Origin of the sequence: Pseudomonas sp. Z3-6 (genome assembly GCF_051131985.1) — a bacterium.
Classification (GTDB): Bacteria; Pseudomonadota; Gammaproteobacteria; order Pseudomonadales; family Pseudomonadaceae; genus Aquipseudomonas; species Aquipseudomonas zanjanensis.
Genome location: NZ_CP071644.1, coordinates 2,610,449 through 2,628,619 on the forward strand (window position 1 = coordinate 2,610,449; position 18,171 = coordinate 2,628,619).

An 18,171-nucleotide genomic window follows, 5' to 3' on the forward strand; every position below is an offset into this window, starting at 1 on the left:
CTCAAGGGAGTTGCACGGTCTGGTCTGGCTGAGCGGTCACCGCGAAGACGGCCGCGCTCTGCTCCAGCACCTTCAGCTGCCATGTGCCGAGCTGTTCGCCGTTGTGCAGCAACTGGATATCCTTGAGCGAGCGACTGTCAGGAGGTGCGACCGCCAGAAAGCGCTCGCCACCGCGGTACTCGACGCTCAAGACTGAAAATGGCGGCAGGAGCGGGGCAGGCTTGGGCTGAGCGGTTTTTTTCGGCTTGGCCGAGGAAGGCGTCGGTGGTGGGAGTGGTGGCTGGCTTTTGAGGTCCAGGAATTGCTGCTCGACGTGCTCAAGTCGTGCGCGTAGCGCGATCATATCGGCTTCGGTGGCACGGTCTGCCAGGCCGTCGCGTAGCTCCTGTATCTCTTGCGCCCACTGATCCAACATCGGATCGAGGGTATTGGCCTGTTGCTCACCGGTATCGACCATCTGCTTCAGGTCTTTCAGTGCGTACTGCAGCTTCTCCTGTGCATCCAAGAGGGTGCTTGAATCACGTTGCAAGACATTTAGGGTCTGTAGGCGTTGGGCGTTCGCATTTTCCAGCTCGGTCATGCGTTGATACTGGTTATACAAGCCACCACTCAGCCCGGAGACCGTCAGACAAAGTGAGCCGACAATGAGGGTTTGAAACGTCGTGGCTTTCATGGGCGTGCCTCCGGCTGATGGGGCACGCTGTGTGCGACCCGCACGACGGCAGCATCATTTTTTTGCCGTTCGAAGCAGACCGAACGGCTGACCTCATCGATCGTGAGTTGCCATGCGGGGCCAGCCAGCACTTGTAGCGCGTTGCGTAGTGAGATCGGGCCGAGCCGGTAATGGGCGGCGGGCAGAGGCCGGGTAAACAGTATTTTTACTGGTTCGGCAGCAGGGCAGAGCGAATAACCTGAGCGCTGCAGCACGTAGTGCATCGCTTCCTGTACCGAAGGATTCAGGCTGGACGGAATGCTCACGTCAACGATTTGAGCGAGAAGATTACGTTGCTCTGCCGTGGGCTCGGTGCTGACCAGCGTATAGCGGCCATAGCGGAGCTCTGTCGGGTGACTCTCTTCGGCTGTACTCCTCGAAAGCTGGGCCCGATTGGAACTACCGGCATTCTCTGGACTAGTCGGCAATGGGGTGGGGATCTGCGCCGTGCAGGCGCTCAACAAGCCCAGCAGGCAGACAGGCGTGAAAAAACGCTCCATGGAAAAACCTCATGTCAGATTCAGTGCAGAACCTGACATGAGGTGAAGGAGCGATTCAGTGAGTAAGTTGATTCAAAGCCAGTCGCGTTAATGCCGAAGGCATTGCTACTCATCAAAAATGGCTAGCCCATCCAAGACGGCAGCGTCGCGGTCGAAAATCAACAACCTCACATCCGCCAATGCCGCCAGATACAGTACGTTGACCAGGGCCTCTGGCGTGTCGGCGTCGAGCTGCTCTTGCCTCAGCGACGCGTAAGGATTGCCCTCGATCTTCACCAAGTTATCGTCGGTCCAGGGCGTGCCGATCAGCTTGCACCCGACGCCGTTGCAGTCTGGAAGGGCAAAGGGTTCAAATAGTAGTCCGGTTGGCTTGGAGTCGACATTGCTAACCCGGCTTTCCAAGTGGCGCAGTGCTTCGTCAGTTAGGTGTGCGGTACTGATCTCCCAGGCTCGACTGTAGTGTCCTGTGTCGAAGCTCAAACGGTGGACCATGGCTTGGGCTTCTTCCAGGGAGTACAGGTCACCGACGTGATGTCGCTCATCGAGCGTTTCGCCCGTCACGGCATAGACTACTTGCCGCACCAGCCCGCTGGACTGGAAACATTCTTCCAATTCATCCGGTATGGATTGGCCTTCGCTGACCAAGGCGGCGTCGTCATTGAACACGCAAGGAAACAGTTCTAACGCATCGTCGAGTAGATGAGCTTGTGAGTCGTGTATGGAGCGAAAGCAGGGAGGGCAGTCGTTTGCGTAGGTGATCAGTAGCAGTCGCTTGATATGCAAGTTGTCGTAGCCACGAGCAAATGGGTTTGAGGTTTCCAGCAGAGCTGGGGGTTGGGGTGAAGGGTTCATGAGGTTTCTCCAGAAGGAAATGAACAAGGCGCCCGGAGGCGCCTGTAAGGGTTAAAGCCAACCGTATTCGGCAAGAGAAAGTGGGCGACCTTCACCCACGATGAAGTGATCCAGTACATGAACCTCGATCAACGCCAAGGCCTCCTTCAACCGTACGGTCAAGACGCGATCTGCCTGGCTGGGTTCCGTACATCCCGAGGGGTGGTTATGAACAAAAATGGCAGCAGCTGCGTTACGTGCGAGGGAGCGCTTGACGACTTGGCGGGGATAAACGCTGGCGCCATCGATGCTTCCGTGAAAGAGGATTTCGAATGCCAGAACGCGATGGCGGGCATCGAGAAAAATCACACCGAAAACTTCATGCTCTTGTTGCGCAAGATGAAGTTTCAGATATGAGGCCACGATGTCAGGTGACGTCAGGTTCGGGCCGCGGGTGAACAGCCGGCGATCCAGAATGTGCAGCGCCTCGTCGATTAGCTGGTTTTCCTGGGCGATACGATCAGCCTCGACATCCGAGGTTTCAATCAGGGTGAGTAGGGTGCTCATGGGGTACCTCCGAAGGGAACGTTCAGGGGTACACCCCGTGGGGAGTGGTGCCCCAAGGTGGGTATAGAGTCGCGGCTATTAGCCGATGACGCTCTTTTTACAACCGAGTGAATCGGTGGCGTTGTCCGTACAGGTCTGAGTCACAACCATCGCAGGGCAATGGGGAGAAGGTTCTTATTCCACGGCCAGTTTCGGGATCGAAGTCGGCACTGATGGGCATTAGCCGAACCAGCCCGCGATGGAGACCGGCGATGCGTTTCTCGATTTCATCCGTCGTGTAGTAGAGCGATAACGTGCTGTAGTCCTCGTAAGCCGCAGCGAACAGACAATCGTCGCAAAGCCAGAAGGATTGCATTTGGGGTCTCCTGTGCGGATTGAAGAAAGGCGCTCGATTGAGCGCCTTGATGTAAAACATCGGGGATTGTGCTCAGGCGGACTGAGCAGTACGTGCGGCAACACGGCGGGCTGTGCGGGGAGTGGGTGCAGATTCAGGTTTGATCCTGGTCTCTGTTGGGTTGTCGGTATCCTCAGCTTCGGCATCAGCCGACGTTGGGGATGGCTCACTGTTTGGCGTTTGCTCAGCAGGTGCTGTTGCCTCCTGCCTGGCAGGCGCTTTGTATTCGAACGTGCCGTTGACCTTGATCCAGTCGATGTACAGCAGACGACCTTTCAGGCTGGCACCCGGCTGGCCTTGTTTATTGCCTTTCTCATAGAGAAATGGGTCAATCCACAGATCGCCGATACGGAACGACAGCAAGACCTTTTTCTCGGTTCTGACGGCGTCCGTATAGAGACGAATCAAGCGTTCAGCTTCGCCTCCAGCGACTTTGCAGTCGAAGCGGGTGTACTCGACCGCATCAGTGGCACCGTGCAGAGCCGCGATATCGCAGGCCATGAACGGCTGACCGCGGCGGACTTGTACTTCACGAACACGGTTGAGGTAGCCGATACCGACAGTGTGCAGATTGAAGTAAGTGGTCGCTTCTTGGGATTGGTTGGCGTGGGCCATGGTGGTTCTCCTGTTTCAAGGGAAAACGGCGACGCACAGCCCCTGACGGGGAAGTGAGCCCCGTCAGGGTGGGTAAAATGAAGGCGAGCGATGAACGACACGCCACCGGCAAGCCGATGACGATCAGAACGGTGCGCCTGGGGAATAGCGGTGCAGCAGAAGAGGATCCGTAGTAGTGGTCTGCGGACATGGGGTAGTGGGCATTCATCACCGCTGAAGCAGTAATCGTGCGAGCCTCCGAATGCTGATCGCACTTGGGTAAACCACCACAAGCGTGGCGTAGCCTTGAAGGTTCAAGCTACCTGGGCTGGGCTGTCAACGACAGCGAACCACGCCCTTTGTATAAGCCTGTCATAGGGGGGCGTCAAGACGGCGCAAGCTGATTTTTTACGGCCGGAATACAGTGGAAATTACTGGACTGAAGAAAGTGAAGAGTGGGCCTGGCGGGGTGCCAGGCGAGGAATAAAAAAAGCCACCTTAGGCGGTCTGACGCAGTCGACAAGCTCCTCGCAAAACTTGATTTAACTGCGCCATGATTCGCCAACCGACCCTTATCGTGGCCTGGGTCGGAATATGCTGGCACGCATCCGCGCACAAAGGGTGCCCAGTATTTCCCCGGCGGGCTCCGGGACTGAATGTGATCGCGGTAGCGGATGACCGTTGCTGCCTGGCAGAGGCAACAGTGGTCATCCGCCACATTGATCCGGTCGAGCACAAAGCGGGAATGAAATTCCGCAGAAGAGAAGGCTCCGAACTCAGGGAGTCCGACCGAGCTACCCGGAGCGAATCGGTCTTGGGTCGCCGTAGCGATGATCCTGAGGCACTACAGCAGAGCGGGTATGACGACGTCAAGCCGGTGGGCGAAGAGGTTATTTGCGACTGAGATGAGCGGCCAGCTGTTCGACGGTCGTCAGGATAAAGGCACGGTCACGTTCTTGAAGATCGCTCAGCAGGCCCGCGATCATTTGGCCCTGGTCGTTGGGGCGATTGCTCGACTCCGTCAGCAGTTCATCCATTCGGCAGTCGAAAATATCTGCTAACTGCATCAGCTTGACCACGGAGAGCTCCACCACACCCCGCTCAAGGCGCGAAATGGCTTCGCTGCCGATTCCCAGGCGTTCTGCCACCTCTTCCTGTGTCAGATTACGCTGAGTGCGGTGTTTCGCGATCATGCGCCCAATTTGGGCTTGGGTTGGATGTTTATGTGCCAAGTGATGAGTTCTCCAATTCAACCCGAATGGTTGAGCAAAGACCCATTGACATGAACATCCTTAACGGTTGAGTATCGACTTAAGGGGTTGTTATATTGACTGAAATAGCTGTTTGTCGCGACGTGACATCTATTCCTCCAGGAATCAGAGGCCGAAGTGACCAGCGAGACTGAGCGGTCTGATAGGGCCAAAGGGAGTAAGGTTGAGCATGGATGAGCCGCGCGAGAACGTCATGGACCTGATCTGGGATCGAACACTGGAGCTGTTCATCAAGATCCATGACTGCCCTGATAGCCCTGAACATCTCGAGAGCCTCGTTCATTGGCTAAACGAAGATCCTGCTAACCTGAAAGCGTTCAATGAACTGGGGCAAATATGGATCGCGACAGGCATCGCCTTGGCCCGTGAAATCGGACAACCGCTAGACGACTTGGAGAAGGATCAGGCGCCGTTGATGATGCACTGACAACACTCCCGAGGTTCATGTGAGCGCCAATGGTGCCTCATGGACGACGTATACCTTTACTGATCGGCACAGTGCTTTTGCAGTCCGGGTAGTGGGTACATGACCAGAATGGTCCTGATTTTCCCTTCCGCCTAAGCATTGAGGCGTTACAAATGGGGCAGACAGGCCCGGCTTCGACCGGTACTGACAAGGTGAGTGCTCCGCAGTTTGAGATCAACTGCGTAATCCAGTGCGCCTGCTTGGCAACGAATGCATCCAAGGTCAGACGTCCCGCTTCGATTTCATCCAGAGCTTGCTCCCAGATCGCTGTCATACCCGGATCCGCGACTGCTGCGGGTACCGCTTCGATTAGGGTATGGGCCGCTGCGGAGGCCGTTAATGCCCGTTTTTTCTTCAACAAGTAACCGCGATCAATCAACCCCTTAATAATGCCGGCTCGCGTGGCTTCGGTGCCGATACCGGTTGTTTCCCGAAGTTTCTGTTTCAGGCGTGGGTCGTTGACCAGCTTGGCCACATTTTTCATCGTCTTAATAAGATCACCCTCGGTGAGCGGTTTGGGCGCAGTGGTGCGCATGGACTTGAGTTCGACGTCGTCCACTGCACACTGTGTACCCTGTTGTAGGGCGGGCAATACCTGGGACTTTTGACTGGGTTCATCGTCTTCGGCGTTGTCGGAGAGCAAGCCTTTCCAGCCTTGGACGAGAATCTGTTTGCCAACAGCAGTCAAACGTTCGGCGCCGCACTCCAGTTCGACCTCGGTTCGATCAAACTCGTGATGCGGCAGAAATTGCGCGAAATAATGGCGACGAATCAATTCGTAGACTTGGCGCTCTTGTTCAGACATCCGCCCAAGGTTCGCCGGCTCGGTGGTGGGGATGATGGCGTGGTGCGCGGTGATCTTGGCATCGTTCCATGCTCGTGAGTGCAATGATCGATCGATGCTTCCGAGCGCTGGGCGTAACGCGGGATCCATTCTGAACAGGGCATCGAATACCGCGGCGACCTCGTTGAACATGCTCTCTGGCAAATAGCGGCAATCGCTGCGCGGATAGCTGGTGGCTTTGTGGGTTTCATACAAGGCTTGGGCGATGTTCAGCGTTTCCTGAGCACCAAGTCCCAACTTGCGTGAACAGACTTCTTGCAGTGTGCTCAGGTCGAAGGGCAGGGGTGGCGCTTCGCGCAAATGCTCAGTCTGCAGCGAGACTACGGTGGCGGTCTTGCTGCCAGAAAGCGCTTGGACGGCTTGACTGGCGAGCGCCTGCTGCAGGCAGCGACCGGCTTCGTCACGTCCTGAGCTGGGCGGTATCCACGACGCGATGAAGGGTTGCCCCATTGAAGACAGGTGCACATCCACCACCCAGTACGGCACAGAGACGAAGCTGGCAATCGCGCGGTCTCGTTCAACCACCAAGCGCAAAGTGGGTGTTTGGACGCGTCCAACCGACAGCACGCCGTCATAGCCCGCCCGCCGTCCTAGGAGGGTAAACAAACGACTGAGGTTCATACCAATCAGCCAATCGGCGCGGCTGCGGGCGAGGGCTGAGTGATAGAGCGGGAAGGTCTCCTGACTAGACTTCAGCGACGACAGTGCTTTGCGAATCGACGCCTCGTTGAGTGCGGATAACCAGAGGCGCTCAACAGAGCCACGATAGTTGCAGAGCTCTAGTAACTCGCGGGCAATCATTTCACCTTCGCGATCGGCGTCGGTGGCGATGACGACGGTGGTAGCTTCGCTGAGTAGGTGTTTGATGATTTTGAACTGCGCGACAGTCTTGGGTTTGACCTCAACCCTCCACTGCGCGGGAATGATCGGTAGATGATCCAACGACCAGGTTTTGTACTGATCGCCATAGGCTTCAGGTGGGGCCGTTTCCAGCAGGTGACCGATACACCAGGTGACGGTTGTCTCGGCGCAGATCAGGCAGCCATCGCCACGCCGTGTGGCCCCGAGGACCTTGGCGATGTCACGACCTTGGGAGGGTTTCTCGCAGAGAAAGAGACGCATAGACCTGCTCCGTATTGAGTTCGGAGCAGCGTTCTTGGAAACAGCAGTGGCGAGCTATGAGAAACCTGAATAGCAGGTTCCTCATATTAGGTCTTGAATGGGGGGCGAGGCTGCTACCTCGTAGTCGCGGACGACAGTGCTTCACGAACAGCGGGCAATGACAGACCAGGAACTTCGCGCAAAGGCGCAATTTTTACGCCTCAAGTCAGTCATGCCGATGGTGGCTACCCTCTGCGCTTTTTGGACTTCGACGCAGGCGAGCTGGCCAGGTCTGTAGCCTGCCCGACGGGAGCCGCAGACGAAGCTGATTCACCTGAGCGCTCCCGCATGACCACGTGCTGCACGCGATGAGGCAGGATGCCAACACGACGTGCCTCGATCTTGAAGGTCACCCGCGCGTTATCTTCGCTGTCCTCCCACTCGTCGCGCACGGTGCGGCCTTCGACCAACACGCGCATACCTTTCTGGTACAGCGTGCTCCAGTGTTCAGCCTCTCGGTGCCAGAGCTCGACCGGCGCCCAATAGCCGCCTCGATCTTCGTAGCTGCCATCGCGTGGCACGGGGTTGTCGAAGTACACATTCAGCCGCAGCAAACGCCGTGGCTCGTCATTGCCTGACGGGAACTCCTGGAACTCTGGCGCACTGCCGATGTTGCCTTCGCCGACGAAAAAAGTACTCATCGTGATATCTCCGCTGCTGGTGTGAACTGGCGCAGCAGCCGTTCGGCGCTGGCCATTTTGATCGCGCAGGTTGAAGCCTGACGGTAGAGCGAATGCACCACGCTCATCTGCAAGTTCAGTGCAATGCGCTCACATTCGAAACGGTGTAACCCCTCGCGTACGGCTTGCGGCAAGGGCTTGTTGGAGGCTTGGCGTTCCCAGACCGCAACGCCCATACGGGCGAAATCACGGGTGCGCCATCGCAAAAAGGTGCTGCCCGCACTGGTGTTCTGCAGCACCAATCGAATATCCAGCAGCGAGTAAGGCGGTTGTCCGGCCTGCTGCGCCACAGCCTCCATCAGACGACGTAACTGCGCCTCGGTTTCCCTCGCTACCTGCGCCAGGTATTCCAGTTCCCCCTTACCCTTAAAAGGTTTTAAAAGGCCTTTTAGGTAGGCAGCGTGTTCGATCTGTCGATAGGCATCCGGTGTTAGTGTTTCGAGGGGCATTGGTTGAGTCGGGATGAGGTGCCTCATACTTCGTCCTCCGGCTCATCTACTGTCGCAGACGGCTCTACCGCGTTCTCCGTCAACGCGTCAGCGTCATCCACCGCCACAGCACCACGACGAATGATGGGTGGCGCGAACTGGGAGCGGCGATGCCCCTCAAGGATGTCCGTAGGGGGCAGCCCAAGCTTCTCCATGGCCGCCAGAGCACGAGCGTTATTCGCCGCCATGTCGTCACGAGTGGCGCCAGCATGCCGATAGCGCTGCGCCTGACCGAATAGGCTGCGCAGCAGATGGGCGCCGTCGTCGATCCAGGCTTCCATGTCTCGGCGACCGATCAAGGCGGTGTGATGGGCCAACAGGGTATGACGCACCAAGGTGTCGTAGTCAGTCAGCAGGTAAACGGCGAGGAAGCCCAGTTGGCTACCGATGTACAACGGCAAGGTGACGGGATGGATGTTGAGGTTGTCGCCCATGTCGATCTGCGTCGGCAGCTCTTGTCTGATCCGGTCCAACTGCTGGGTCAGCTCCAGCATCCCAGCCTTGGCCTGCATCAATTTTTCTTCGAGCTGCACGATCGCCCAGTCGGCATAAGGATCGTCCTGCGCTGCGGCCTGTTTGATCAGGTTAGTGACGCTGATGTAGCCCGCCATACCCATGATCGAGTGGACGCCTTCGCGTGCGGTTCGACCTTGCCAGATTCGGGCGGCGTGGTGGGTGTGCAGTGTCAGGGTGATGCTGCTGCGTAATGAGCCCAGGTTGAGCTGATAGTGATCGGCCACGGTGTCGTCCTCGCATAGGCTTGGACGGGAACGTTGTGACAGATGAAGGTCAAGGACAGCCGAAAAGCTGAATGCGGTGTGTTCGGTTTGGTTCGAGATGGTTAATCTTTGAGACGCTCGGCATTGATGCCAGTGGCATCAAATCTACTGACGTCCAGGGCGTTTGCTACGCAGGTGTCGCAGTTCATCCAGGCACGCTTGGGCGAGGGCAGAGGCGGGCTCGCCCTGTTTTCTAGGTGAGCGTGGGAGGGAGGGTGGTGATTCTGCCATGGGTAACGAATCAGCCTGACCTGCCCAAGGGTGGAAATCGCCTTTGAGCGCCCGCTGGATCAGGCCCATCAGATACGCCGCGGGTTTGCGGACGCTGCCTGCCCCACATCGCGCGCCCGCTTCGTTGAGCACCGCCTGCCGATCTGCTGGTTTTAGCTTGTTTAGCGTCACGGTGACGGCCCGCCGTTCGCTCGGACTCAGGTGCAGCGGATCAGGCCAGTGCAGGTTATCCACCGCTGGGGTCGCGCGCGGTACCGTACAAATACTTTCTTTTAATACAGTACAGGCGGCATTCGGATTCCGAACGCTGCCGGAAACATGGGCGTTCAGACCCAGTTCGGATTCCGAACTAGGCCCCGCACGATTCCGAACGCGGTGGGCGCCACCCAGTTCGGAATCGTGTAACGCTTCATCGGTTGCGAGATCCATTCCTTGCTGCGTCCAATGGTCGCCCCAACTGTCGAGCCGGGTGGGGAGTCGATCCAAATCGATATCGGTGTCCTGACGAATTTCTTCCAAAACATGCCGAGCGACAATTCGCACCGCCTTGGTCGCGTGAGAGAGGGCATGTCCGACCAGCTCCAGATAATCCTGATCCAGCTCCATGGCTTCGGCGGGCGTTAACGGTTCATCGTGCAGGACGTACAGAGAACCTTGTAAGCGCCCGCTGAGATGATCGCGGCCACGACTCACCAAACTGAGCCAGCGGGTCAGCCTGAGCATCGTCAAGACGCGAGCGATGGTTTCACGGGAGGCTGACGCACCGTAGGGTACGCTCGACAGGTAAGGTTGCAGATCTTCATAGCGCGGTGTGACCACACCCTGGCCTTGCAGCATGAGTCGAAATACTTGCCATGCATTACGCTCCAATGGCGTCAGCCGACAATCCAGCAGCAAGCGACGCGGCACGACTTCGTGTGATTGGCCACTGAACAGGAAGCCAGCTTGCAGGGCCTGGTTGGAAGGATGTTCAGTGGTGGGGCGTGCGGGCCAACGTTCACTTAGTTGTTGGGTGCATTGCTGCAGGACACGCTGCCAGCGACTGAAAGGGGCAGTGTTCATGTTCCGTTGCTGTAATGGTCGATCTGCTGCCAAACGATGGTCAAGCTGATCTGTTGCTCCTCCGCCAACATCATCATGGCGTCGAGCTGATCCCCAGCACCGTCCTCAGCACGTAGTTGGCACCAACGCTGCCAGAGCGCATGTTCTTGCGCTTCGCTCAAGTTCTGAGGACGGCCCTTACGGGTTTCTATCTTGAGCAGACGTCGACGCAAGGCGGTTTCCGAATGCGCCAAGCCGAAATACTGATACATGATGGTACTGCTGGCACCGAGCTTGAGCGCTCGGTTGATCAGGCGCTCGTTCTGTTCATCACGTTCGGCTTGGTCGATCAACCGATGCAACACCGGAGAATCAATCTTGACCTCAACCCAGGGGACGGTCGCATGGGCCAGGCGTGACAGTGTGGTCGGCGGTAAGGATTGCAACAGGTAGATGTCTTCTTCGCCCAGTCCGAGTGCTTTGCAGCGTTGCAGATTACCCAGGCGCAACTCGTGAAGGACCTGGGTCAGCATGGCCTGGTTGAGCACATTGAAGGACAGGTTCATGGCAGCTCCCTAAGTGAATCGTCTTCATGGGTAAGCGTTAAGTCGATCAGGCGCCGGGCTAAGCGAATGAGGCGATACAGTTTGACTAGCAGACCGTCGGGCAGTCGCTCCAGTCCTACGTCCATGGTCGGACGATCTATCAGTGGGAGTTGGTAGACCCCCAGCAGCAACTGGCCGAACAGGGCGGAGGGCAGCTGCTTGCGATCCTCCCAACTCACTTCGTCTTGAGCGCGCAGTAGAGCCAGGAGCATCAGGTGAACGCCGGCCGCACGAGGCGCTGTGAAATTAAGTTGATTGATGTTCATGGCGAAGCCCAAGCCATGTTTCTGGTCGATGATGCTCTCGGGATGTCCGGCATAGGCCGCCATTTCCCGAGCCAGACCGGCAATGGCTAAACGCAGTTGTTCGGGGGTATCCAGTGTCGGTGCGATGATCCAGATGTCGTCGATCGGACAGGTTTCGACGGCCTGTGCTGGTTCGGTGGCAGTGGCGCGATCAATCTGTTCGCGGATCTGCTGGACACGTGACGGAGGGCTCAGTTCTGATACGACATTTATTTCGGACAGCGTGAGCTGCTCCTCTCGCTCTGTTTCGGTCTGCGTCCTGGTTTCAGCTGATTTTGAATGCGGCTCGGAGGGGGGAGGTTCGGCCGCGGGCTCATCAACGCTCGGCAGTAGGTTGTTCTGCGGTGGCGTGACGACTACGCCGGGCGTCTGGATAACCCGTTGGGTGTCGCCCAGCTCCAGGGCCAACATGCGGTAGGACTGTCCGAGTAAGCGACTCATGCGTTCGAGCAGTTCATCCTGGATTTGCTCAAGGTCGAAGGACTCTGGGTCGGCATCAAATTGCCCTAAGGTGTCGAGCCAAAACTCAGGAAAAGCGATGGCGTCGGTTGGATAACGATTCCAGGTTCGTTCAGCCTGGCTACGCAGACCAATCAGGCGTTCAATTTTTGGTTTTCCCAGCCCGGCATACAGGGTTTGTGGAACGGCGGGCAGTAGATGTTCAAGGGTGTCCAGCATCCGGCTGATGTGCGACTGCGAAATCGGATAGCCTCCAGCGGCAAGACGTCGTGCCAGCTCACGTTGCGAGAGTGTTGCGCCATCTGATTCAAGCATGGTCTTGAGTTTGGCCACTGCCTGAGCACGCTCGATGAAGGTGAGTTGACCGTGCAGATCGCTTTCAGCAAGATGGCCGAGTAGGGCGCTGATTTCATCGGTCCAGGGACGGAACAGGCAATGGATGCGGAAGAAACGCTGGTCGCGGGTTTCCTGCCACAGCTCACCGAGAATCGCCAAGCGCGTATTGCCGCCGTTGCGGATGATGAAGTGGGTTTCACCCGGGCGGCGGGTAATAGGTGGCGACTGGTCCAGTCCACGTTCACGGATAGAGGCTTTGATATCGTCATAAAGCGGGTTACGGATGAACCGCGGGTTGTGTTCGTAGGGCCGCAACTGCTCCAGCGTGACCAGCATAGGCGTATCAGTGAGTGGATCGGACAACCGCCCCAGTTCTGGACCGCGAGGGAAGTGGTCCTGGTGTAATTTTCCTGTGATTTCCTCCTGAGTGAGCTTCATTGGAGCAACCTCAGTTAACGTCGAGGACGCAAATGGTCACCGATCTCGAACTTGACGATTTCGGCAGTGCCCGAGCCCTCGAAATAACGAGACAGTTCCGCGAGGAACCACCCCATGGCTGAGCGCCCGTCTTGTAGACGAAAAACCACTGTGCAGTACTCCTCGCTAGGCGGGCGGCAGAGGTGGATGGATGGTTGAGCAATGATGGGAAATTGATCCAACATCAAAAGTCTCCTTGCCAAACGCTGCTGGCGTCACGGTTGATTTAATGACTTACTGAGAAATACCCGTTTGGTGATTGGTCTCATTGAACATGCACATTTACCTCACCATGTAGATCGCTTCGCACCATTCGGGAAACAACTCGATGGCCAGCGCTTGCATGATCTCCAACGCTGAGGTCGAGGGTCGTTCACGTGACTTACGAGTCCTGATTCGGTGGGCCGGGAGGCAAAGGGTGGCGGCATTAAGAAACGCCACTCGGTCTGGAACTACTGTTTCTAGAATCGACACGTTGGTTGCGCCAGAGAAGGTTTCGCGCAGGCCCCGGATAATCATCCGTGTGTCTACCCGAATGCTGTTCACCTGGTTTAATAGCAATCGCAAGGGGGGCGGTGTGATTCCCAAATGGCGGAACGGTTCGAGCTCACAGAGCAGATTGAAGGTGCCGCGGAGCAGTTCGCGGGCGGCGAGCATCTCTGGTGTGATGGGATACAGTGCGAGATCGGAGGCCAGGATTGCCATTTCCAGCATTACGCTACGTGCGCCTTGGGTGTCGATCAACAAGAGGTCGTAACGGGGACGGAAATGGTCGAGCACGTTACGCAGCCGAAATCGCCCGTCAGGGGCGTGCAGCAGCAAAGTGGTCAGTCGACCTTGATCGTCGTTGGATAGGATCAGGTCGAGACCGACAACCACCGTCGTGGAAATTATTTGCGCAGGATCTGTCTGGTTGAGCGCGATGAGTTCGTACGCTCCGGCCATGGCCTCGCGGCTCAAGGCGTAATAGCTAGAGAGTGTGGGTTGGCTATCCAAATCGAGCAACAGGACGCTTAGACCCGCATCCGCCAGTAAACCACCTAGGTTGGCAGCTACTGTGGTTTTGCCTACCCCGTCTTTGGTGGAGACCACCGAGATCACGCGCATGATGTCAGCCCTGATGCGCCAAACGCTCAGTGATCCACTGTTCGATCTCCAGCGAGTCCCAGCCGACTGCGCGAAGTCCAATGCGTTTGGCTTGGGGGAATCTTCCTTCCTTCATCAAGCTGTAAAGGTGTGCACGCTTAAAGCCGGTTTTACGCTCCACCTCCTCACGCCGCATGATGTGACGCTCGATCTGAGGTTGAGGCATTTCAGCGATGGGGAAGGATTGGCTGGACATGCTGGTCACTCCTGGCGCTAATTGGCGCGTGGTGGGAAGTGACCTGAATTGAATAGCTGAGAAGACTGAAAGTCATTGCACCGCAATGGAAGGTATTGCAGTGCAATGCATAAGTTAAGCTTGGGAAAGGCTGCGACGAGCAGCAGCGAATTTCTCATCCAGGGATCGTTTGCTCAATCCTGAGACTCCTTCATAGTGTGCGATTATTGAGTTAACAATTGAGGCCTGACTATCGAACACCGAGTTGGGCCTTCCTGCTGGTGAGGAGCCAAGCAAAGTCTCGAGTAGGGCGCCTATGATGTGATGATATACGAGTTGGCTGCGCTCACTGACGTCACCTTGCGCGATGACTAGAGAGCGCAAGTTTTCTCGATCCAGTCCTAATACCTTAAGCTCTTCCAATAACCTTTGATGGGCAGATTCATTCGCTTCAAGCTTGATTTTAAGAGCGTCCCGATCTGCCTGTAGTGTGAGGTAGGTCGTAAAGTCGATTTGTTTGTTTTCGGTTTGTTGTTTCCCAAAGAGGAATGCCGGACGTTGGTCGGGATGGTGATGAAACATCCACCATTTAAGGTCTGTGTGTCTAACCGTCAGAAGGCGGCAGTCAATGGGGGTTCCAGGGGCAACCGTCACGCCAAAAAAACCAAAAGGAAGCTCATGGTTGCGCACTGCATCGAAGATTTTTTCGGTATTCATGTGGAGGCATGGCCATTGGGGGAAGGCCGTAAACAGCTGAGCAGGGCATTCCCCGGCAGCTTCAAGAATCTCAGTCTCATGAGCCATAAGGTTACACCAGCGTATGGCGGCATCGACAGGGCGGTAGAATATTTTTTCCATTTTGTTGGCGTACATATAGCGGCCTTTCTCGCAAAGGAAACAGATCCGCTAGGCATGTTTTATAGGCAGTACTGGCCTGAGCTTCCGTGCGGTTGCTGTCCTTGATTCCTGTGAAAGATGAAAATTAGAATCCTTTTCTGAGAGGAGGACCCTGCTTTGAAAATAGCGACGATAAGGCAATTTTGACAAGATGCACCGTCGTTTCGTCAGATTTTTTAAATCTGCCTTACCCATGTCGGCTGAAATACGAGCTCCGATTCACGTTGACGAGTCGTCAACTCCCCAAGTCAGTAATCGCATGAGAGGTTTGACCGATCCCAGGGAGACAGCAGAGGCAACTTCATCATGTTGATCATGGTTTGTTGAGCTTCATCGGCGACAATTGCCTGCTCTTCCTCCGCGCAGGCAATGACAGTCGTTTTCATCGGATTTGGCTATCTGCTATAACGGCGGCGGCTCAACAGAACGCTTAGACAGGACATTCTTGGATCATGGACGGGGGATTCTTTACGGGTCCAGACTCTGGACGCAAAATCGATCCCAGCTGGAAATTCTCGCGAGGTCATCGTGTGTCGCCATAGGCAACTCTTCCCTATGGATAACAAGAACATCCAGAGAACCATGCCCTATGGATCGCTTACTTAGTATCGAAGCCTTTGTACGTGTTGCCGAGACCGGCAACTTCGCCAAGGCTGCTCAGCAATTGGGTGTTACCCGCTCGGTGATTACCCATCGCATTCAGCAACTGGAGCAGTTCATTAACGCGCCGCTGTTCCACCGCAGTACCCGTCATGTGCGGCTCTCCGAGGTGGGGGAGACGTACTACAAGGAGTGCGCGGACATGGTCGCGAGTTTCAATTCGCTGACCGAGCACATGCGCGAGTTGCGCGCCAAGCCCACAGGAAAATTGCGTGTGCAGATGCTGCCTGGGTTTGCCATCGGTCACTTCGGCAGAATGCTGGCCGAGTTCACGCGGCTCTATCCCGACATTGAGGTCGACGTCATCGTTAATGATCGCGTGGTGGACCCTATCGAAGAGGGCTTCGATGTGGCGTTCCAGATGTTCCCGCCGATGGCCGAAACCTTGATTGAGCGAAGACTGTTCAGCGTCCGCCGGCTGTTCTGCATGTCACCGGATTATGCCGCCGAGTTCGGCGTGCCGACGCACCCGCAGGAACTGTCACAACATAAGATTGCCTTGTACGAAGGTTATCCGTCGCGCAACCGCTGGGTTTTCACCGGTGCGCACGAGCAGGTCGAGTTGAGCCTGCCGGGGCATGTGCGATCAAACTCAGTCCACTTGCTGCGCGACTACGCATCGACCGGTGTTTGCATTGTTTGCTTGCCGACCCTAGTGGCCAGCGATGACTTGCTCAGTGGTCGGCTTATTCCTGTGCTGCCTGAGTATGCGTTGTCAGCCTTCAACTTTTCCGCCGTGTATCCCGCTACCCAGCGGCGGGCGTTGAAGGTGCGCACGCTGATCGATTTTCTGGTGGAAAGCTTCGGTGATGAACCTTGTTGGGATAAGCCCCTGCTTGAGCGCGGCTGGGTCCGCTGAGCATCCACTGTTTGCGTTTCGCGAACACTGTTGTCGCGGGTAGCCCCATTGTTCCCGCAGGCCGCGCGTCGTACCGTTGATTCACTGTTACTACAACAACAACACGGTGATAAACCATGAGTAACGCTGCAATCGAAACGGTGTTCGGCTCGCTGGAAAACTACAGCAAAGGGTCGGTTGAAATCATCAGTGGCCATGCCAGTCATTACGCTTTTTCGAATATTTTCGAAGTGGCGGAAAAGTCTCTCCCTTATGAAAAAGTCGTTGTCGGTCTCAACCTTAATTACGTCATTGAAACCTTGCGGGCCGAGGGACAGTCGCCTTGGTACACCGCTGCGCACGACGAGTTCGCCATCGTCATGGACGGCGAAGTCCGGGTGGATTTTCTTAAGCTCGACACCCCTTTAACCGAAGGCGAAGGCACCCGTCTGGCGGGGCCCATGCCGATGGGCAAACCGATGGGCTATGTGCTGCTTAAGCGTGGCCACCAGTGCTTGCTGCCAGTCGGTACCGCCTATCGTTTCGAAGCCAGCCGTCCGGGTGTGTTGTTGCAGCAGACCATCAAGGGCCCGTTGTCGGTCGAGAAGTGGGCGGACATCTGCTTCAAGTGATCACCGCCGTTGTTTCTACTCGAAATAATCAGAAGAACACGAGGAATCCTGCCATGGCCATGCTTGAAACCGTTGCCGATAACACCGCCCTTGCTGAGGACGAAGTCCAAGTCAGCGAGCCCGATGCCGTGACCGGCTACCGCGCCTTCAAACTTGGTGCCTTCGCACTGTCGCGCGATGAGTATTTTGCCCGTATTACCTGGCCGGCCAAAGGCCAGACGCGTTCGCACCTGATTCCAATCGATGCTTTTCTGCGCGCAATGATGCGCGACGTGGCCTGGGGTTTTTTCTATGGCTGGGTCAACTTCGACCACGTTATCGGCACCCGTAATTACTATGGCCGGGTCGACCTTTACGCCGGCACCTTCAATGGCACGCTCAAGGCTGCTGGTGTCAATTACACCGAAAACTTCGAAACCCCGCTGATCATGGCCACGTTCAAGGCGATTCTGCGTGATTGGACTAATGCCACCTTCGATCCATTCGCGGCGCCGGAAGAAACCGGCTCCGCGTTCGGACGCAAGAACGGGGACAACATCGAAGCGATTGAGCGTTTTCGTATCGCAACCAGGCGCATGCCTGGCCTGCCCGATGATTCGCCGTTGCGTAACGACTTGCCAATCAATCGCCAGTTCATCGATGTTGCCCAGGACGAGCCGGGAGTGCATGCCGCAGAAGGTTTCGAAGGCCAACTGCATGCCTTCAGCCTGTTCAAGTACCTGTCGCGCTCCGATGTGACCTGGAACCCCTCGGTGACCTCGGTGTGCAAGGCCAGCCTGTTCTGTCCGACCACTGAAGAATTCATCCTGCCGGTGTTCCATGGCAATGACCGGGTCGAGTGGTTTCTGCAGCTGTCCGACGAAATTCTCTGGGATGTCGGTGACAAGGATGACGGCAGCCCACGCGCGCGCATCACCATGCGTGCCGGCGATATCTGCGCCATGCCAGCGGACATCCGCCACCAGGGCTACTCGACCAAGCGCTCGATGCTGCTGGTATGGGAAAACGCCACGCCGAACTTGCCCCAACGCTATGAAAGCGGTGAACTCAAGCCGTACCCCATCGAGTTCTAAATCCTTTCT

General features: G+C 56.5%; 21 protein-coding genes. 4 read left to right on the forward strand and 17 right to left on the reverse strand.

The genetic code is table 11. From position 1 onward, the window contains the following. Window position 1: 1 nt before the first annotated feature. From J3P88_RS12015 to J3P88_RS12045, 7 genes are all read right to left on the reverse strand, one after another. On the reverse strand, window positions 2-673 hold the full coding sequence (locus J3P88_RS12015; RefSeq protein ID WP_434575416.1) for a chemotaxis protein: 672 nt from the start codon (window positions 671-673) through the stop codon (window positions 2-4). Continuing rightward, window positions 670-1,212 (reverse strand): PilL N-terminal domain-containing protein, encoded by a 543-nt coding sequence (locus J3P88_RS12020; protein WP_434575418.1) that lies wholly within the window; start codon window positions 1,210-1,212, stop codon window positions 670-672. Before J3P88_RS12020 ends, J3P88_RS12015 begins: the two co-directional genes overlap by 4 nt. Window positions 1,213-1,317: 105 nt before the next feature. Next, the gene (locus J3P88_RS12025; RefSeq protein WP_434575419.1) at window positions 1,318-2,064 is read right to left on the reverse strand and encodes an ABC transporter substrate-binding protein; all 747 of its coding nucleotides are present in this window, start codon (window positions 2,062-2,064) and stop codon (window positions 1,318-1,320) included. A 51-nt stretch (window positions 2,065-2,115) separates the two neighbouring features. Next, window positions 2,116-2,610: a RadC family protein gene (radC, locus tag J3P88_RS12030; RefSeq protein ID WP_434575421.1), complete on the reverse strand. Its 495-nt coding sequence runs from the start codon at window positions 2,608-2,610 to the stop codon at window positions 2,116-2,118. 97 nt (window positions 2,611-2,707) lie between these two features. Further along, a complete protein-coding gene (locus J3P88_RS12035) occupies window positions 2,708-2,965 on the reverse strand; it encodes a hypothetical protein (RefSeq protein ID WP_434575423.1) in 258 nt (85 codons plus the stop codon). A gap of 72 nt (window positions 2,966-3,037) precedes the next feature. Continuing rightward, window positions 3,038-3,619 carry an STY4534 family ICE replication protein gene (locus J3P88_RS12040; RefSeq protein WP_434575425.1) on the reverse strand — a complete coding sequence of 194 codons (582 nt, stop codon included), beginning with the start codon at window positions 3,617-3,619 and terminating at the stop codon, window positions 3,038-3,040. A gap of 869 nt (window positions 3,620-4,488) precedes the next feature. After that, window positions 4,489-4,830 carry a helix-turn-helix domain-containing protein gene (locus tag J3P88_RS12045; protein ID WP_434575426.1) on the reverse strand — a complete coding sequence of 114 codons (342 nt, stop codon included), beginning with the start codon at window positions 4,828-4,830 and terminating at the stop codon, window positions 4,489-4,491. A 208-nt stretch (window positions 4,831-5,038) separates the two neighbouring features. On the opposite strand from J3P88_RS12045, the gene J3P88_RS12050 reads away from it, so the two are divergent. Then, the gene (locus J3P88_RS12050; RefSeq protein ID WP_434575427.1) at window positions 5,039-5,296 is read left to right on the forward strand and encodes a hypothetical protein; all 258 of its coding nucleotides are present in this window, start codon (window positions 5,039-5,041) and stop codon (window positions 5,294-5,296) included. A 37-nt stretch (window positions 5,297-5,333) separates the two neighbouring features. On the opposite strand, the gene J3P88_RS12055 is transcribed toward J3P88_RS12050, so the two are convergent. From J3P88_RS12055 to J3P88_RS12100, 10 genes are all read right to left on the reverse strand, one after another. Next, window positions 5,334-7,301 (reverse strand): DNA topoisomerase III, encoded by a 1,968-nt coding sequence (locus tag J3P88_RS12055; protein WP_434575428.1) that lies wholly within the window; start codon window positions 7,299-7,301, stop codon window positions 5,334-5,336. Between the two features lie 224 nt (window positions 7,302-7,525). Further along, window positions 7,526-7,981 (reverse strand): single-stranded DNA-binding protein, encoded by a 456-nt coding sequence (locus J3P88_RS12060; protein ID WP_434575429.1) that lies wholly within the window; start codon window positions 7,979-7,981, stop codon window positions 7,526-7,528. Further along, the gene (locus J3P88_RS12065) at window positions 7,978-8,496 is read right to left on the reverse strand and encodes a DUF3158 family protein (RefSeq protein WP_434575431.1); all 519 of its coding nucleotides are present in this window, start codon (window positions 8,494-8,496) and stop codon (window positions 7,978-7,980) included. Before J3P88_RS12065 ends, J3P88_RS12060 begins: the two co-directional genes overlap by 4 nt. Then, window positions 8,493-9,248: a PFL_4669 family integrating conjugative element protein gene (locus J3P88_RS12070; RefSeq protein ID WP_434575433.1), complete on the reverse strand. Its 756-nt coding sequence runs from the start codon at window positions 9,246-9,248 to the stop codon at window positions 8,493-8,495. Before J3P88_RS12070 ends, J3P88_RS12065 begins: the two co-directional genes overlap by 4 nt. 144 nt (window positions 9,249-9,392) lie before the next feature. After that, entirely contained in the window at window positions 9,393-10,580 is a 1,188-nt protein-coding gene (locus J3P88_RS12075) for an STY4528 family pathogenicity island replication protein (RefSeq protein WP_434575434.1), read from the reverse strand. Then, a complete protein-coding gene (locus J3P88_RS12080; protein WP_434575435.1) occupies window positions 10,577-11,125 on the reverse strand; it encodes a DUF2857 domain-containing protein in 549 nt (182 codons plus the stop codon). The genes J3P88_RS12075 and J3P88_RS12080 overlap by 4 nt, the downstream gene beginning before the upstream one ends. Beyond that, the gene (locus J3P88_RS12085; protein WP_434575437.1) at window positions 11,122-12,702 is read right to left on the reverse strand and encodes a ParB family protein; all 1,581 of its coding nucleotides are present in this window, start codon (window positions 12,700-12,702) and stop codon (window positions 11,122-11,124) included. The genes J3P88_RS12080 and J3P88_RS12085 overlap by 4 nt, the downstream gene beginning before the upstream one ends. A gap of 321 nt (window positions 12,703-13,023) precedes the next feature. Beyond that, complete coding sequence (locus J3P88_RS12090; RefSeq protein WP_434575439.1) at window positions 13,024-13,848, reverse strand: ParA family protein; 825 nt, start codon at window positions 13,846-13,848, stop codon at window positions 13,024-13,026. 4 nt (window positions 13,849-13,852) lie between these two features. After that, window positions 13,853-14,083, reverse strand: a complete 231-nt coding sequence (locus tag J3P88_RS12095; RefSeq protein WP_434575441.1) for an AlpA family phage regulatory protein — start codon at window positions 14,081-14,083, stop codon at window positions 13,853-13,855. A gap of 114 nt (window positions 14,084-14,197) precedes the next feature. Continuing rightward, window positions 14,198-14,935, reverse strand: a complete 738-nt coding sequence (locus J3P88_RS12100; RefSeq protein ID WP_434575443.1) for a hypothetical protein — start codon at window positions 14,933-14,935, stop codon at window positions 14,198-14,200. 613 nt (window positions 14,936-15,548) lie between these two features. Between J3P88_RS12100 and J3P88_RS12105 the strand changes: the two genes are divergently transcribed. The 3 genes from J3P88_RS12105 to J3P88_RS12115 all read left to right on the forward strand — a co-directional run bounded on the left by J3P88_RS12105 (window position 15,549) and on the right by J3P88_RS12115 (window position 18,162). Then, window positions 15,549-16,478 (forward strand): LysR substrate-binding domain-containing protein, encoded by a 930-nt coding sequence (locus J3P88_RS12105; protein WP_434575445.1) that lies wholly within the window; start codon window positions 15,549-15,551, stop codon window positions 16,476-16,478. A 116-nt stretch (window positions 16,479-16,594) separates the two neighbouring features. Continuing rightward, the gene (locus tag J3P88_RS12110) at window positions 16,595-17,089 is read left to right on the forward strand and encodes a hydroxyquinol 1,2-dioxygenase (RefSeq protein WP_434575447.1); all 495 of its coding nucleotides are present in this window, start codon (window positions 16,595-16,597) and stop codon (window positions 17,087-17,089) included. A gap of 53 nt (window positions 17,090-17,142) precedes the next feature. Beyond that, a complete protein-coding gene (locus tag J3P88_RS12115) occupies window positions 17,143-18,162 on the forward strand; it encodes a hydroxyquinol 1,2-dioxygenase (RefSeq protein WP_434575449.1) in 1,020 nt (339 codons plus the stop codon). Window positions 18,163-18,171 lie beyond the last annotated feature (9 nt).